Origin of the sequence: Arthrobacter sp. ISL-95, from assembly GCF_018613695.1 — a bacterium.
Taxonomy (GTDB): Bacteria; Actinomycetota; Actinomycetes; order Actinomycetales; family Micrococcaceae; genus Arthrobacter.
Genome location: NZ_JAGGPR010000005.1, coordinates 585,975 through 601,257 on the forward strand (window position 1 = coordinate 585,975; position 15,283 = coordinate 601,257).

The following is a 15,283-nucleotide window of genomic DNA, read 5'->3' on the forward strand; positions in this document are numbered from 1 at the left end:
AGCGCGTCCGCCGCCGTATCACGTTGCAAATCAATGACGCCCAACTGCGGTTGGGCGTCCTTGTGCAGGCCTACTTTGCCTTGGCAGGGGACGTTTGCACATCAGACGAAAAGGTTCTTCGATGAACAACTCCGCTGCACCCCTGGACAGGGTGCCTGCTGATGGGGGTGTGATGCGCTGATGGCCACATACATCCTTAAGCGATTCCTCCAGCTGATCCCAGTTTTCCTGGGAGCCACATTGCTGGTCTACTTCCTGGTTTTCAGCCTTCCCGGGGACCCCATTGCCGCACTGTTCGGCGATAAGCCCGTTAACGAAGCTGTTGCTGCGAAACTTAGGGCTCAGTACAACCTGGACCAGCCATTTATCATCCAGTATTTGCTCTACCTGAAGAGCATCTTCACTTTTGACCTTGGCCAGGACTTCTCCGGCCGGCCAATTGCCGCCGTCCTAGGCGAGGTCTTCCCCGTCACAGCCCGGCTTGCAGTGATGGCTCTCATCTTTGAAGCAGTCTTCGGCATCGCCTTCGGCCTCATCGCAGGTCTCCGCAAGGGCAAGTTCTTCGACGGCACCGTCTTGATCGCCTCGCTGATCGTCATTGGTATCCCGATCTTCGTACTCGGCTTCATTCTTCAGTTCTTCATCGGCGTGCAGTTGGGGTGGGCGAAACCAACTGTCAGTGCGGCCGCTACAGTCCAAGACCTCATCCTTCCAGCGATTGTGTTGGGCTTGGCTTCCTTCGCGTACGTTTTGCGACTCACGCGGACAAGCGTTATCGAGAACATGAACGCCGACTACGTCCGGACAGCGACGGCCAAGGGGTTGTCACGTTTCAGGGTTGTCAACGTCCACATCTTGAGAAACTCCCTAATTCCAGTGGTGACGTTCCTGGGTGCAGACCTTGGCACCCTTATGGGTGGCGCGATTGTCACAGAAGGTATCTTCAACGTTCCCGGCGTGGGCAACAGGCTTTATCGTGCCGTCTTGTCGGGTGAGGGACCCACGGTGGTCTCCATTGTCACGGTGTTGGTGTTGATTTACTGCCTCTCCAACTTGCTCGTTGACCTCCTTTACGCCTGGCTTGACCCGAGGATCCGCTATGACTCCTGAAAGTAACCTGACCGGGCAGGACACCACCCGGCGACACATCGAGCACTTCGTTGCTGATCTTGACGAAACGCCGCTCCAGGCCACGGACAAGGTCAAGGAAGACAGCGCACCTTCCAGCCTGTGGGGCGAGGCATGGAAGAACCTGCGCAGGCAGCCACTGTTCATCATCTCGGCCATCATGATCCTGGCCGTTGTGGTGGTATCGCTCTTCCCCGGCTTGTTCTCACAGATTGACCCCTCCAACGAGGCCTGCCAGCTGTCCAACTCCGACGGCGGACCTGCATCGGGCCACCCCCTTGGCTTCACGCAGCAGGGCTGTGACGTTTACGCCCGCGTCATTTTCGGTACCCGATCGTCGGTGACTGTTGGCCTGTTCACCACCATCGGCGTCGTTCTCTTCGGCGGCATCGTTGGTGCCCTCGCTGGGTACTACGGCGGTTGGGCAGATGCGCTCCTGGCCCGCCTGACGGACATTTTCTTCGCATTGCCGCTGATCCTTGGCGCAATCGTGATGATGCAGCTCCCCGTTTTCCGCGCGAACCGTACGGTATGGACCCTGGTGTTGATTCTGATTGTCTTTGGTTGGCCACAAATCGCACGCATCACCCGAGGCGCAGTGATTGAGGTCAGGAATGCCGACTTCGTTGTGGCCGCGCGATCCCTAGGTGTTTCGCGGTTCCGTTCACTGCTGCGCCACGTGCTGCCAAACTCTCTGGCTCCGATCATCGTCGTGGCCACCATCTCCCTCGGCACCTTTATCGTTGCCGAATCAACTCTCTCCTTCCTAGGAATCGGGCTGCCGCCGAGCGTCATGTCGTGGGGCAACGATATTCAGGCCGCGCAGGCCTCGCTGCGTTCAAACCCGATGCCCCTGCTCTACCCGGCTATCGCTTTGTCGATTACGGTCCTGAGCTTCATCATGCTCGGTGATGCCCTGCGTGATGCTCTGGACCCCAAGGCGCGGAAACGATGAAAGGCGAAGCCATGAACTCTTCAGTTCACATCAAGGAAGAAACCGCTGGCTCGGTACGTCCGCTGCTGGAGATCAAGAACCTGGCAATCAACTTCACCACCAGTAACGGTGAGGTTAACGCGGTGCGTAACGCACATCTGACGGTCATGCCGGGCGAGACTGTGGCGATTGTGGGGGAGTCGGGTTCAGGAAAATCGACTTCAGCGCTGGCTGCCATTGGGCTGCTTCCCGGAAATGGTCGGGTGGCCGGCGGAGAGATTCTTTTTGACGGCGAAGACATCGCGCATGCCAGTGAGAAGCGCATGATCGAGCTCCGCGGAAATTCCATTGGCATGGTTCCCCAGGACCCCATGTCCAACCTCAATCCCGTGTGGAAAATCGGTTTCCAGGTCAAGGAGACCTTGAAGGCGAATGGGCTCCCTTCCGGGCCCGAAGATGTTGCGAAAGTGCTCTCCGAGGCAGGCTTGCCCGATGCTTCGCGCAGAGCCAAGCAGTACCCACACGAGTTCTCCGGTGGCATGCGCCAGCGTGCACTGATTGCGATCGGGTTGTCTTGTCAGCCGAGGCTACTGATTGCCGATGAGCCTACTTCCGCTCTTGACGTTACGGTCCAGCGCCAGATTCTGGATCACTTGGAACAGATGACCTCCGAACTGGGAACGGCTGTACTGCTCATCACCCACGACCTCGGCCTCGCAGCCGAGCGCGCGGACAAGGTGGTTGTCATGTACAAGGGGCAGGTTGTGGAATCAGGCCCTTCACTGGAACTGCTCCGTAACCCGCGGCACCCCTACACCAAGCGGCTGGTTGCTTCGGCACCGTCGCTGGCATCCCGCCGTATCCAGGTGGCTAAGGAACAGGGATTCGAATCAGAGGAACTGCTGGCTCCCACCGAGCCGGTGGTCGTTGAAACTGCACTTCCTGAGGACGTCCTGAGGGTTGAAGACCTGACAAAGGTGTTCAAGCTTCGCGGTGGCATTGGGAAAACCACTGACTTCACTGCCGTGGACTCGGTCTCGTTCGCCGTCAAGCGCGGAACCACCACGGCCATTGTTGGCGAGTCGGGCTCAGGTAAGTCAACCGTGGCGCAAATGGTTCTGAACCTGTTGGAACCGACGTCCGGGAAGATCATCTTCGACGGCGTGGATACTTCGACGCTCAGCAGTAAGGACCTGTTCAAGTTCCGGCGCCGGGTGCAGCCCATCTTCCAGGATCCCTACGGTTCGCTCGATCCCATGTACAGCATCTTCCGCACAATTGAAGAACCGTTGAGAACCCACAAGATCGGCAACAAGGTCAGTCGCGAGAAGAAGGTCCGTGAGCTTTTGGACCAGGTGGCCCTGCCGCAGTCCACCATGCGCCGGTACCCGAACGAACTCAGCGGCGGTCAGCGGCAGCGTATTGCCATTGCCCGAGCCCTGGCCTTGGACCCGGAAGTCATCATTTGCGATGAGGCGGTCTCAGCTTTGGACGTGCTCGTCCAAGCCCAGGTGCTGAACCTCCTGGCCGACCTTCAGGACAACCTGGGGCTGACGTACCTGTTCATCACCCACGACCTCGCGGTGGTCCGCCAGATCGCAGACCACGTCTGCGTCATGCAGAAGGGCAAGCTTGTGGAGACGGGCAGCACAGATGATGTCTTCGACAACCCGCGCGAGGCGTACACGCAGGCACTCCTGGAGGCCATTCCGGGCGGCTCTCTGCTGCTGCCTCCCGAGGTAGCCTGACCGGCGTCGTAAGTTCCCTTCGCCGCGATGCAACAGAGCCGGTGGTCCCCTTTGGAAGGGAACCGCCGGCTCTTGCCGTTGAAACGCTTGTTGTGGGGCCTGCTCTGCGCGCCAAAGCACTCACGAAGCACGCAGAGCGGGCCTCACAACGCACTTTACGACGACGCCGCGGGCTACTTTGCAGGCTCGGCGGTGTCCGGGCGTGCCGTGAGGCCAAGGGCGGTGAATTCGCGAGCCAGGGCAGCGCCTAGCTTTGCGTGCCCTGAAGGCTTCAGATGCACGCCGTCCTGGAGATCGCCGATCGCGTTGTAGCGGGTGAGCCAGTCTCCCGCGCTGACGAACGGTATGGCATGCTTGGCAGCGATCCGTCCCAGGAGTGCGTCGATTTCCGTACGGCGTCCGCCGCCATTGCTCACGCCCCTGGCGAGGGTTCCAATCATGGCAAGGGTGCTTCCCGGGTAGCTCTTCTTCAGTGCTGCAAGAAGGCGCTCGGCGTTGCTGGTGATCTGAGCGTCGGTGGCACGCTGGGTGGCGTCATTGCCGCCACCTTGGATCACGATCAACGGGGGATCGCCGAAGGGCAGCACCCAGTCTCCGCGTTGCAACGCATCGATGTAGTTGCCGGTCCTGCCATTGCTTGCTACATAGCCCGTGCCGCCCATGCCCACTACGTGCAACTTGTAACCCATGGCCGCGATGCCCTGCTGCGGCCAGGAATCCTTCGGCATTGACTGGGAGTCGCCGATCAGAACGGCTGTGTGGCGTACGTCTGCAAGGACCAGTTCGCTGCGGTTGTTCGCAGGGTTCTTGTACAGCGAGCCCACGGGCAGGTTGAGTGAGCTCGGGGCGGGTGCGATCCTTAGAGGCTTATCCGCGGCAGATGTCTGCGCGGGCACGGGCGCGTTTGATCCAAGGGGGGCCGTTATTGGCGCTGGGCTTGGTCCGCAGCCCACCAGGAGAACGCCTGCGGCGATCAATGGTGCGAGCATGCGGAACGCGGCCGGAGCTTGTCGCATCGTTGTTCTCCACGTGGCACTGGTTCTGTTGCCAATCATGGTGCACGTGACCGGGAAAATCCAGCATCTGGACTTGCGTTTACGCAACATCACAGAGGTGTGAGCGAGGGCACAATGCAACCCTCAATAGCTTGCTTTTTAGGCTCAGAAATGCATCTGCGTTTAGACTGGATGCAGGTGCCCTGTGTCCCGGGGTCTTTTCGCTGTGTGTTCCGATCAAGTCGATCAGGTATGCGCGCGGATACAAACAGCTGACTTCACCACTGAAACGAGTCATTAACGCATGTCTGAAACCATCACCAACACTGCGTCGCGGAGCGATCTGCGCAACGTCGCGATCGTCGCACACGTTGACCACGGCAAGACCACGCTGGTCGACGCCATGCTCAAGCAGACCAACTCCTTCGCTTCCCATGGTGAGGTTGAGGACCGTGTCATGGACTCCGGTGACCTGGAGCGCGAAAAGGGCATCACCATCCTCGCGAAGAACACCACGGTTGCTTACAACGGCCCGTCCTCCAATGGCGAGACCATCACCATCAACGTCATCGACACTCCTGGCCACGCCGACTTCGGTGGCGAGGTAGAGCGCGGCCTGTCCATGGTGGACGGCGTTGTTCTGCTGGTTGACGCTTCTGAAGGCCCGCTTCCGCAGACCCGCTTTGTGCTCCGTAAGGCACTTGCAGCTCACCTTCCCGTGATCCTCCTGGTGAACAAGACGGACCGTCCTGACGCTCGTATCGGGGAGGTCGTTCACGAGTCCATGGACCTGCTCCTCGGCCTGGCCTCGGACCTCGCGGACGAAGTTCCGGACCTCGATTTGGACAAGATCCTTGAAGTTCCGGTTGTTTACGCCGCCGCAAAGGTTGGCCGTGCGTCCCTGGATCAGCCTGCTGATGGCAGCGCACCGGAGAACGAGGACCTCGAGCCCCTCTTCAAGACCATCATTGAGCACATCCCGGCTCCCACCTACAACCCGGACGGCGTGCTGCAGGCACACGTGACCAACCTCGACGCATCGCCGTTCCTTGGTCGCCTGGCACTGCTCCGTATCTACAACGGCACGCTCCGCAAGGGACAGACCGTGGCCTGGGCGCGTGCAAACGGTGAGCTCAAGAACGTCAAGATCACCGAATTGCTGGCCACCAAGGCCCTGACCCGTGTCCCGGCCGAGTCCGCCGGCCCGGGCGAAATCGTTGCTGTTGCCGGTATCGAGGAGATCACCATCGGTGAAACCCTTACCGATGCCGAGAACCCGCAGCCGTTGCCGCTGATCACCGTGGACGATCCCGCGATCTCCATGACGATCGGTATCAACACTTCGCCGCTGGCCGGCAAGGTCAAGGGTGCCAAGGTCACTGCCCGCCAGGTGAAGGATCGCCTGGACAAGGAACTGATCGGTAACGTCTCCATCAAGGTCCTCCCCACCGAGCGTCCCGACGCTTGGGAAGTCCAAGGCCGTGGCGAGCTCGCGCTGGCCATCCTGGTTGAGCAGATGCGCCGCGAAGGCTTCGAGCTGACCGTGGGCAAGCCGCAGGTGGTCACCAAGACCATCGACGGTAAGATCCACGAGCCGATGGAACACATGACCATCGACGTACCGGAAGAGTACCTCGGCTCCGTCACCCAGCTCATGGCTGCCCGTAAGGGCCGCATGACCAACATGGCCAACCACGGCACCGGCTGGTGCCGCATGGAATTCATCGTTCCCGCCCGTGGCCTGATCGGCTTCCGCACCAAGTTCCTGACGGACACCCGCGGTGCTGGTATCGCTGCCTCCATCTCCGAAGGCTACGAGCCGTGGGCCGGCCCCATCGAATACCGCACCAACGGTTCGATGATCGCCGACCGCGCCGGTGTTGTTACACCGTTCGCCATGATCAACCTGCAGGAACGTGGCTCCTTCTTCGTGAAGCCCACCTCCGAGGTTTACGAAGGCATGATCGTGGGCGAGAACTCCCGCGCGGACGACATGGACGTCAACATCACCAAGGAAAAGAAGCTCACCAACATGCGTGCGGCTTCCTCTGACTCCTTCGAAAACCTGACGCCGCCGCGCGATCTCACTCTCGAAGAGTCCCTCGAATTCGCCCGCGAGGACGAGTGTGTTGAGGTGACGCCTGAGGATATCCGTATCCGTAAGCTCATCCTGGACTCCAACGAGCGCGCCAAGGCCAACCGCGCCCGCGCCAAGTCCTAGCCCGTACTGGTCTGAACCAGCCCGGAACAGCTGAATGACGAGAAGAGCTGCCCGTTCGGTCCGTGGAATTGCCACGGCCGTGCTGGCGGCTCTTTTCGTTGCCTTGGCTGGAACAGGCCTGCACCGCCAGACGGTAGTCTGGTCCGGCGTCGATCTCCCGTGGGGCGTGGCCGCAGCCTTGTTGCTGCTGGCATCCGTGCAGTTGTGGCTCGCTGCCTGGTCCCGCTCGGTGGTGCCGACGGCGATGGCAGGCGTGGTGACTTATGCCGTCGTCGGCGTTCTGTCTTCAGCCGGTCCCGCCAAGCAGTTGATTCCGGGCGACGCGGTGGGCAATGTGTGGGTCTTCGGCATCGGGGGAGTGACGTTAATCATGCTCGTTGCTATCAGCCGACTGATCGTCAGTCGGACACGGCGCGAACGGACTGCCGCCGCGGTGGCGGAGGCGGAACCTCTTTCGCCGCGATGACCATTGCCAACGGAATCTCGACGTCGGACGTGCGGGTCCGGACGGTACAGGAGCCTTGCGTGGTTCCCACCAGATAGCCCAAGGCATCCGTCAATCCGTCCTCGATCCTGTACCGGACAACTACCCGGATACCTGGTTCTGCGTCGAGGAGGAATTGTTGGGGCGGCAAATTCGGGGGAGTCACCGTTTCATACTAAGACGCGGGCTAGGTTGGCGTCGGCGCACTGTTGGATAATAGGCTCGGAAGTTCAGTGCCCGGCATGATGCCGGCCGTATTACCCCGGCTATCGCCGGGACAAACCGTGGAGAGGTCTGGGACGTGACGTACGTAATCGCGCAGCCGTGTGTAGATGTCAAGGACAAGGCATGTATTGAAGAATGCCCTGTCGACTGCATTTACGAAGGTGAGCGTTCCCTCTACATCCACCCCGATGAATGCGTCGACTGCGGTGCCTGTGAACCTGTGTGCCCGGTTGAAGCCATCTACTACGAGGATGACACCCCGGAAGAGTGGGCCGATTACTACAAGGCCAACGTGGAGTTCTTCGATGACCTTGGCTCCCCGGGTGGTGCCGCGAAGATCGGCAACACGGGCAAGGACCACCCGTACATCGCTGCACTGCCCCCGCAGAACCAAGACCACTAGGCGGTAGTTTCTGTGATTTCCGCGGCGCCTGCTTTCGGCCTGAACCTGCCTGACTACCCCTGGGAGGCCATGGCGCCGTATGTTGCCACGGCCGCCAAGCATCCCGGCGGTGCAGTGAACCTGTCCATCGGCACGCCGGTGGACCCCACCCCCGGGTTGATCCGCGAGGCTCTGGCCAACGCTGCAGATGCCCACGGTTATCCCACGGTTCACGGTATAGAGGCGTTGCGGCAGGCCGTGGTGGACTGGTTTGCCAGCCGCCGAGGCGTCCCGGGGCTGGATCCCAAGGATGTCATGCCCACCGTGGGTTCCAAGGAACTCGTGGCGTGGTTGCCGTTCCTGCTCGGTTTGAGCTCAGGCGACGTCGTGGTGCGTCCTACGGTTGCGTACCCCACCTACGACATCGGCGCCTCACTGGCGGGCGCCACGGCTATCGCAGCTGACGACCTCGACGAGCTTGATTCAGCCACCCGCGCGAAGGTCCGTTTGATCTGGATTAATTCCCCGGGCAATCCCACCGGCAGCGTCCGCGACGTCGAGTCGCTTCAGCGGATCGTGGGCCAAGCCCGTGAGATCGGAGCGGTGGTGGCCTCGGACGAGTGCTACGCCGAGCTGGGCTGGGGCGAGTGGGATGCGCAGCGTGGCGGGAAAGCTGTCCCCAGCATCCTGGATCCCCGTGTTTCCGGTGGCTCCACCGATGGCCTGCTGTGCGTTTACTCGCTCAGCAAGCAGTCCAACCTTGCGGGATACCGAGCTGCGTTCGTTGCAGGCGATTCCGCGATCATGGCCAACTTGGTCAACAGCCGCAAACATGCGGGCATGATCGTTCCCTACCCGGTGCAGGAAGCAATGCGCGTTGCTTTGGGCGATGCCGGCCACGTCCTGGCCCAGAAAGACCTGTACCGCCGGCGCCGCGAGAGGATTGTGCCGGCGCTGGAGAAGTTTGGGCTGACGATTCACGAATCCAAGGCCGGACTGTACCTGTGGTCCACGGCCGGAGAAGCCACCTGGGACACGGTGGCACGGTTCGCTGAACTTGGCATCGTGGTGGGCCCGGGCGTTTTCTATGGAGATGCCGGTAACGGATTCGTCCGGGTAGCCCTCACCGGCACCGATGAACGAATTGATGCCGCTGTTGAACGACTTGCCACAGCGTCATAACAATGCTGTGACTTGCACCACTAATAGCGTATTTCCGCCAGTAACCGGATGGAACGGATTAGTTCCGTAGGGTTACTGGCGGTAGCTTTTTAACTGACTATCAATGGTGGCCTTCTCTAAGAAAGCACTTCGGCCGTTGGAGCCCTGCAACAGTAGGGCCGAAGGCGGCGACACCAGAAGGTGGTTGGACAAGCGTTCGATAGAGGCCCTGAGGCCTCATGAAGGGGACTCCATGACTGAGACCACCAGCGCGACACTGCGCCATGCCGGCGGCGAACTCGAACTGCCGCGCATCAAGGTTGTAGAAGGAAACGAAGGCTACGACGTTTCCAAGCTGCTGAAGCAGACGGGCGCCGTTGCCTACGACCCCGGCTTCATGAACACAGCGGCCACCACCTCGGCCATCACGTACATCGACGGCGACGCAGGCATTTTGCGCTACCGCGGTTACCCCATTGAGCAGCTCGCGCAGCACTCGAGCTTCCTCGAAGTGTCCTACCTGCTGATCTACGGCAACCTCCCCACTCCCACAGAGTTGGAAGAGTTTGATCAGAAGATCCGCCGTCACACGCTCCTGCACGAAGAGCTCAAGGGCTTCTTCGGCGGGTTCCCGCGTGACGCCCACCCCATGCCGGTGCTCTCCTCGGCTGTTTCAGCACTGTCCACGTTCTACCAGGACTCGCTGGATCCCTTCAATGCGGAGCACGTGGAAGTTTCCACCATCCGCCTGATGGCCAAGCTGCCGGTTATCGCCGCTTACGCGCACAAGAAGTCCATCGGCCAGCCGATGCTGTACCCGGATAACTCCATGAACCTGGTGGAGAACTTCCTGCGCCTGAGCTTCGGCCTCCCCGCCGAGCAGTATGAAATGGACCCGGTAGTCGTCAAGGCCCTGGACCTCCTGCTCATCCTGCACGCCGACCACGAGCAGAACTGTTCCACCTCCACCGTGCGTCTTGTGGGCTCCTCCAACGCCAACCTTTTCGCATCGGTGTCTGCCGGCATCAACGCCCTCTTCGGCCCCGCACACGGTGGCGCCAACGAGGCCGTGCTGAAGATGCTCCGCCAGATCCAGGCCGACGGCATCAAGCCCGAGGACTACATGGAGAAGGTCAAGAACAAGGAAGACGGAGTCCGCCTCATGGGCTTCGGACACCGCGTCTACAAGAACTACGATCCCCGCGCCAAGATCATCAAGGCAACGGCACACGAAGTCCTGGGCAAGCTCGGCGGCAACGACGAACTGCTGGACATCGCCATGCGCCTCGAAGAGAAGGCCCTGGCTGACGATTACTTCATCCAGCGCAAGCTGTACCCGAACGTCGACTTCTACACCGGCCTGATCTACAAGGCCATGGGATTCCCGGAGAAGATGTTCACCGTCCTCTTCGCCATTGGACGTCTCCCGGGCTGGATTGCCCAGTGGCGCGAGATGATCAACGACCCCCAGACCAAGATCGGCCGTCCGCGGCAGCTCTACACCGGGGAGCCGGAGCGCAACTACCCGGCCAACTAGTAACAGGCCAATATCGACGGCGGCCGCCTACCTCGCGCGAGGTAGGCGGCCGCCGTCGTTGGTCCTTAGGAAGCGTTGTAGCCGTAAGGATTGTTCTTCTGCCAGCGCCAGTGGTCCTCGCACATCTGGTCAACTGTCTTGGTGGTGGACCATCCAAGGTCAGCAAGGGCTGAGGAAGCATCCGCCCAGAAGGCGGGGAGGTCGCCGGCTCGGCGCTCAGTGATCTCGTAGGGGATGGGCTGGCCCACGGCCTTTTCGAAGGACCGCAGGACCTCCAGGACGGAGGATCCGCGGCCGGAACCAAGGTTCCAGCGTCGAACGCCGGCGCGCTCAGCGATGTAGTTCAAGGCTGCTACGTGGCCATCGGCCAGGTCCACCACATGGATGTAGTCGCGCTGGGCCGTTCCGTCAGGAGTGTCGTAGTCGCCGCCGAAGACCATGAGCTTCTCGCGGCGTCCCACGGCTACCTGTGCGATGAAGGGGACCAGATTGTTGGGGATGCCTTGGGGGTCCTCGCCGATGCGGCCGGAAGGGTGTGCGCCCACGGGGTTGAAATAGCGCAGCAGTGCGATATGCCAGCGGTCGTCCGCGTTGCCCAGGTCAGAGAGGATGTCCTCGATCTGTTCCTTGGTCCGGCCGTACGGGTTGTTGGCGCCGATTTCCATCTTCTCGATGTAGGGGATGGGATTGTGCTCGCCGTACACCGTGGCAGAGGAGCTGAAGACGATGGAGCGCACGTTGTGCTTGTCCATGGCGCGGAGCAGGTTCAGGGTGCCCACGATGTTGTTGTAGTAGTAGGCGAGGGGTTCCTGGACGGACTCTCCCACGGCCTTCAGCCCGGCGAAGTGGATTACGGCATCGATCTGGTGCTGGTCGAAGACGGCCTCAACAGCGGGTTCGTCCACCAGGTCCACCTTGTGGAAGGCTGCGGTCTTACCGGTGAGTTCCGAGACCCGGCGGAGTGATTCCTCACTGGAGTTCACGAGGTTGTCCAGCACAACGACGTCGTGACCTGCTTCCTGAAGGGACAAAACGGTGTGGGAACCGATGTAGCCGGTGCCACCCGTGACAAGAATTTTCATGGTCCCTACGCTATCGGAAATCGGAGCCACGCCGCTCTGTGTTGAGCGGTGTTGAAGCACGTTCGTGCTAAAAACTACTGGTGCCCAAAATTGTTGATGCCGAAGCCCGGCGCCATGAAGTTGTCCAAGCAGTCTTCCGGATCATTGCCAGCGACGGCTTGGAACGGGCATCCCTGAGGGAAGTAGCTGATGAAGCGGGGCTGGCTGTTGGTTCGGTACGGCACTACTTCGCCAGCAGTGATGAGCTGCTGGTCTTCTCCTTCGGGGCAGTGATTGACCGTATTGCAGGGCGTCTTGAGGCGTCACTTGCTTCCGTCGAGGACGCCTCGCCGGAAAGCGTAGAGCAACACAATGCCGTGTTGAACCTCCTCGGCCAGTTCCTGCCCTTGGACGAAGAGCTGGCCGTGGATGCTTGCGTGTGGATGGCATTCCGGCATGCTGCCCGGATCAAGCCCGTTCTGGCCGCGGAAGCCGAACGCAGCCACCGCACCGTGGCCGCCATCGTAGGTCGCCTCATCATGATTCTGAGTCCCGGCGAAGCTGACGATCAGCAAACCCTGGTGACTGTAGCGGAGAGGCTCCTGGCCACCATGGACGGCTTGTGCATGCACGCGCTGCTGCAGCCCGAGTGGATGACCGCGGAGATGTGCAGCGACGTCCTCATGGCCCACCTGCGGTCCCTTAGGACCGCGCCTGCCGGCCCCTGAGGGTCGCGAGGCTGCTGAAGCTGTTTACGCGACAAGAGGCGGCGGCCGCCATTACTGTCCAGAGGCATCGGGAATAGACTGGAACATGTCGGGGACCTGCCAAAGGGAGGAATTCGCATGCACGAGTCAGGCGGCCCGGGATGGCGCATCACCATGGATACGTCCGGGCCAATGCTTATTGCCCTGTACTTGCGCGATGTAGCGGGACTGGATGGTGCCGGAAAACCGATACTCTCCCAGGCAGCTCCAAAAGTCCGACACGCAGACCACAAGCACCTCACCTCTGACGTCGGGGGCGTTCCGGCGCTGAAGACCGAGTGGGAGGCTTGGTGGGAGAGCTTGGTCAAGTCTTACCCCAATCCGGCTCCAGAGTTGTCCCCGCCCAGCTTCAAGGCTTTTGGCAACTCACCGGCACTCCAACGTGTCCTGCAGGCACATTTTGGTTCCGCGTTGGGATGGGCCACGGACAGGATTGACGAGTATGCCAATCTTGAGGCCGCCCGTGAAGCCAACGGGGTGACGCATGTTCTGAGCGAAATGGTGGAGGACAGGCTTCTTGAGGTTGGCCGAAGCTCCCGGGACTTCGAACTGACCATCATTGAACTGCCACTCAATGAGCCCCGTGCCTGGTATCTGGAACCGAGCACCATGATCATGAGCCACCAACTGCTTTCCGAGCCCGATGTGTTCCGCAGCTACGTCCAGCCTGTAGTGGAGATGCTGGCCTGAAAAAGCTCAGGTGGTGGGCGCTGAAACAGTGATGGTGACCGTCTCTGCCGGAGCGGCAGAGGGCTGCCAGCCGTCGCGCTTCTCCCGGTTCCACGTCTGGCCAGCCACGTCCACCTGCGTGATGGACAATGTCTTGGCGTTTGCCACTGCCCACTGAGCCACGGCCCAGGCCCGTGTTCCGCCCATCTCCAACTGAACCGAGCGGCCCTGGACGGTGGCCGCCTGGGTGCCGAACGCCGTCGTGAGTTCATCGACGACGGCGGCAGGGTCACCTGCCGCTTCGGGCATGCGCAGTTCGCAGTTCAGCGCTGCCTCGGAGTGCCCGGTGAGCGCAGAAGCGAAAGCCCTGCCCATGCCTTCGTGTTGGGCGTAAGCGCGGGGGAAGGCGGAACGTTGAACAGCTTGGGCGGCTTGGGTGATTTCCATGGATTCGTAGCCGGGGACCTTGATCAAGCCATCAAAGAACGCGTTCGCTGCGTAGACGGGGTTCATGACCTGTTCCTCGGTTCCCCACCCTTGTGAGGGTCTTTGCTGGAACAGCCCACGTGAGTCGGGGCCGGCGTCGTCGCCGTAGTTGATGTTCCGCAGCCTGGATTCCTGCATGGCCGTGGCCAAAGCGATGGTTGCCGCCCGGGGTGGCAACCCTCGCCGAACGGAGATTGCAGAGATGAGCGAAGCGTTGGCGGCCTGATCCGTGGCAAGCTCGTGGCTTTCGGGGCCGACGACGGCGAAGCAGCGCTCCGTGACCAGGGTCTCGGAGCGCTGCAGCACTGCAACTATCGCGTAAATGGCCCCTGCCACGAGGGCCAAAGCCAGTACCGCAACGATGGCGCGGCGGAACCAGCGCATTGGTTTATCTCCTGCTAGTTGGCGTGGAGGGCCTCGTTCAGCTCCACGGTCTGGCCCTTGCGCGGAAGGACTTCCACGCCGCCGGTGGTGGAGTTGCGGCGGAAGAGGAGGTTGGGGACACCGGAGAGTTCCACGGCCTTGATGATCTGGCTGGTGTCCTCGCCGTTCTCGTCCTTGGGGCCTGGAATCCGTACACGAGTGCCGGCGGTGACGTAAAGGCCGGCCTCCACTACGGAGTCATCGCCAATGCTGATGCCCACGCCGGAGTTGGCACCGAGCAGGACGCGCTCGCCCAGGGCGATCTTTTCCTTGCCGCCACCGGAGAGCGTACCCATGATGGATGCTCCGCCGCCAACGTCCGTACCGTCACCGGCTACGACGCCTGCGGAGATTCGGCCTTCCACCATGGAGGTGCCCAGGGTTCCTGCGTTGAAGTTCACGAAGCCTTCGTGCATCACGGTGGTGCCTTCGGCGAGGTGGGCACCCAGACGGACGCGGTCGGCGTCGGCAATGCGCACACCGGTGGGAACCACGTAGTCAACCATCCGCGGGAACTTGTCCACGCCGTACACCACAACGTTGCCGCGCTTGCGCAGGCGGGCGCGGGTGAGTTCGAAGCCGTCAACCGCGGCGGGGCCGAAGTTCGTCCACACAACGTTGGGCAGCTTGCCGAAGACGCCGTCCAGGTTGATGCTGTTCGGCTTGACCAGGCGGTGGGAGAGGAGGTGCAAACGCAGGTACGCGTCGGCAGTGTCTGCCGGGGCTGCGTCGAGGTCGATCTGTGCGAAGACCACCTTCTGCTCGGTGGCGCGGTCGGCGTCCTTGCCTTCCTCGGCAAGCGCAGTGAGCGCGGGATCGGCGTTCTCGACGTCGCGCAAGGACTCGGCAGCAACGCCCAGCGCGGGTGCGGGGTACCAGACATCCAGCACGGTTGCTTCTCCGGAAGCCGAGGTGGCGATGGTGGCGAGGCCGAAGCCATAAGCCGATCGGGGGTTGGCGGGCGCGGTTGCGGGCACAGCAGAGGAAGCAGTTTCAGTCATGGGCCAAGTCTATCCAGCAGGCAGAGGTCGGTTAAAACGCGTCTCACCCCGTAGAAGTCGC

Annotated in this window: 14 protein-coding genes; 10 read left to right on the forward strand and 4 right to left on the reverse strand. The window is 61.3% G+C overall.

All coding sequences use genetic code 11. The features are described 5' to 3' along the window. Positions 1 to 180: 180 nt before the first annotated feature. The 3 genes from J7I86_RS08955 to J7I86_RS08965 are packed head-to-tail and all read left to right on the forward strand — an operon-like array spanning position 181 to position 3,810. Positions 181 to 1,110: an ABC transporter permease gene (locus tag J7I86_RS08955; RefSeq protein WP_159733645.1), complete on the forward strand. Its 930-nt coding sequence runs from the start codon at positions 181 to 183 to the stop codon at positions 1,108 to 1,110. Beyond that, positions 1,100 to 2,083: an ABC transporter permease gene (locus J7I86_RS08960; protein ID WP_214819083.1), complete on the forward strand. Its 984-nt coding sequence runs from the start codon at positions 1,100 to 1,102 to the stop codon at positions 2,081 to 2,083. The genes J7I86_RS08955 and J7I86_RS08960 overlap by 11 nt, the downstream gene beginning before the upstream one ends. A gap of 11 nt (positions 2,084 to 2,094) precedes the next feature. Next, positions 2,095 to 3,810 (forward strand): ABC transporter ATP-binding protein, encoded by a 1,716-nt coding sequence (locus J7I86_RS08965; protein WP_286179492.1) that lies wholly within the window; start codon positions 2,095 to 2,097, stop codon positions 3,808 to 3,810. 173 nt (positions 3,811 to 3,983) lie between these two features. Here the strand turns inward: J7I86_RS08965 and J7I86_RS08970 are convergent, their stop codons facing one another. Continuing rightward, positions 3,984 to 4,916: an SGNH/GDSL hydrolase family protein gene (locus J7I86_RS08970; protein WP_214819085.1), complete on the reverse strand. Its 933-nt coding sequence runs from the start codon at positions 4,914 to 4,916 to the stop codon at positions 3,984 to 3,986. Positions 4,917 to 5,109: 193 nt separating this feature from the next. Here J7I86_RS08970 and typA point away from each other — a divergent pair, with 193 nt between their 5' ends. The 5 genes from typA to J7I86_RS08995 all read left to right on the forward strand — a co-directional run bounded on the left by typA (position 5,110) and on the right by J7I86_RS08995 (position 10,815). Continuing rightward, the gene (gene typA, locus J7I86_RS08975; RefSeq protein WP_214819086.1) at positions 5,110 to 7,026 is read left to right on the forward strand and encodes a translational GTPase TypA; all 1,917 of its coding nucleotides are present in this window, start codon (positions 5,110 to 5,112) and stop codon (positions 7,024 to 7,026) included. Between the two features lie 34 nt (positions 7,027 to 7,060). After that, positions 7,061 to 7,492, forward strand: a complete 432-nt coding sequence (locus tag J7I86_RS08980; protein WP_214819087.1) for a hypothetical protein — start codon at positions 7,061 to 7,063, stop codon at positions 7,490 to 7,492. Positions 7,493 to 7,811: 319 nt separating this feature from the next. Further along, positions 7,812 to 8,138 (forward strand): ferredoxin, encoded by a 327-nt coding sequence (gene fdxA, locus J7I86_RS08985; protein ID WP_017200392.1) that lies wholly within the window; start codon positions 7,812 to 7,814, stop codon positions 8,136 to 8,138. A 12-nt stretch (positions 8,139 to 8,150) separates the two neighbouring features. Continuing rightward, a complete protein-coding gene (gene dapC, locus J7I86_RS08990; RefSeq protein WP_214819088.1) occupies positions 8,151 to 9,299 on the forward strand; it encodes a succinyldiaminopimelate transaminase in 1,149 nt (382 codons plus the stop codon). Between the two features lie 232 nt (positions 9,300 to 9,531). Beyond that, positions 9,532 to 10,815 (forward strand): citrate synthase, encoded by a 1,284-nt coding sequence (locus tag J7I86_RS08995; RefSeq protein WP_024817462.1) that lies wholly within the window; start codon positions 9,532 to 9,534, stop codon positions 10,813 to 10,815. Positions 10,816 to 10,880: 65 nt separating this feature from the next. Here the strand turns inward: J7I86_RS08995 and galE are convergent, their stop codons facing one another. After that, positions 10,881 to 11,897 carry a UDP-glucose 4-epimerase GalE gene (gene galE / locus J7I86_RS09000; RefSeq protein WP_214819089.1) on the reverse strand — a complete coding sequence of 339 codons (1,017 nt, stop codon included), beginning with the start codon at positions 11,895 to 11,897 and terminating at the stop codon, positions 10,881 to 10,883. An 80-nt stretch (positions 11,898 to 11,977) separates the two neighbouring features. On the opposite strand from galE, the gene J7I86_RS09005 reads away from it, so the two are divergent. Continuing rightward, complete coding sequence (locus J7I86_RS09005; protein WP_214819090.1) at positions 11,978 to 12,604, forward strand: TetR/AcrR family transcriptional regulator; 627 nt, start codon at positions 11,978 to 11,980, stop codon at positions 12,602 to 12,604. 117 nt (positions 12,605 to 12,721) lie between these two features. After that, the gene (locus tag J7I86_RS09010) at positions 12,722 to 13,333 is read left to right on the forward strand and encodes a hypothetical protein (RefSeq protein ID WP_214819091.1); all 612 of its coding nucleotides are present in this window, start codon (positions 12,722 to 12,724) and stop codon (positions 13,331 to 13,333) included. 6 nt (positions 13,334 to 13,339) lie between these two features. Here J7I86_RS09010 and J7I86_RS09015 read toward each other — a convergent pair whose 3' ends face one another. Together J7I86_RS09015 and dapD are read right to left on the reverse strand one after the other, a co-directional pair. After that, a complete protein-coding gene (locus J7I86_RS09015) occupies positions 13,340 to 14,182 on the reverse strand; it encodes a hypothetical protein (protein WP_214819092.1) in 843 nt (280 codons plus the stop codon). Positions 14,183 to 14,196: 14 nt separating this feature from the next. After that, complete coding sequence (gene dapD / locus J7I86_RS09020; RefSeq protein ID WP_214819093.1) at positions 14,197 to 15,222, reverse strand: 2,3,4,5-tetrahydropyridine-2,6-dicarboxylate N-succinyltransferase; 1,026 nt, start codon at positions 15,220 to 15,222, stop codon at positions 14,197 to 14,199. Positions 15,223 to 15,283: the final 61 nt, after the last annotated feature.

Coding starts and splice junctions, on each gene's coding strand:
- J7I86_RS08955 (WP_159733645.1), top strand. CDS start 181: ATGGCCACATACATCCTTAAGCGATTCCTCCAGCTGATCCCAGTTTTC.
- J7I86_RS08960 (WP_214819083.1), top strand. CDS start 1,100: ATGACTCCTGAAAGTAACCTGACCGGGCAGGACACCACCCGGCGACAC.
- J7I86_RS08965 (WP_286179492.1), top strand. CDS start 2,095: ATGAACTCTTCAGTTCACATCAAGGAAGAAACCGCTGGCTCGGTACGT.
- J7I86_RS08970 (WP_214819085.1), bottom strand. CDS start 4,916: ATGTTGCGTAAACGCAAGTCCAGATGCTGGATTTTCCCGGTCACGTGC.
- typA (WP_214819086.1), top strand. CDS start 5,110: ATGTCTGAAACCATCACCAACACTGCGTCGCGGAGCGATCTGCGCAAC.
- J7I86_RS08980 (WP_214819087.1), top strand. CDS start 7,061: ATGACGAGAAGAGCTGCCCGTTCGGTCCGTGGAATTGCCACGGCCGTG.
- J7I86_RS08995 (WP_024817462.1), top strand. CDS start 9,532: ATGACTGAGACCACCAGCGCGACACTGCGCCATGCCGGCGGCGAACTC.
- galE (WP_214819089.1), bottom strand. CDS start 11,897: ATGAAAATTCTTGTCACGGGTGGCACCGGCTACATCGGTTCCCACACC.
- J7I86_RS09010 (WP_214819091.1), top strand. CDS start 12,722: ATGCACGAGTCAGGCGGCCCGGGATGGCGCATCACCATGGATACGTCC.
- J7I86_RS09015 (WP_214819092.1), bottom strand. CDS start 14,182: ATGCGCTGGTTCCGCCGCGCCATCGTTGCGGTACTGGCTTTGGCCCTC.
- dapD (WP_214819093.1), bottom strand. CDS start 15,222: ATGACTGAAACTGCTTCCTCTGCTGTGCCCGCAACCGCGCCCGCCAAC.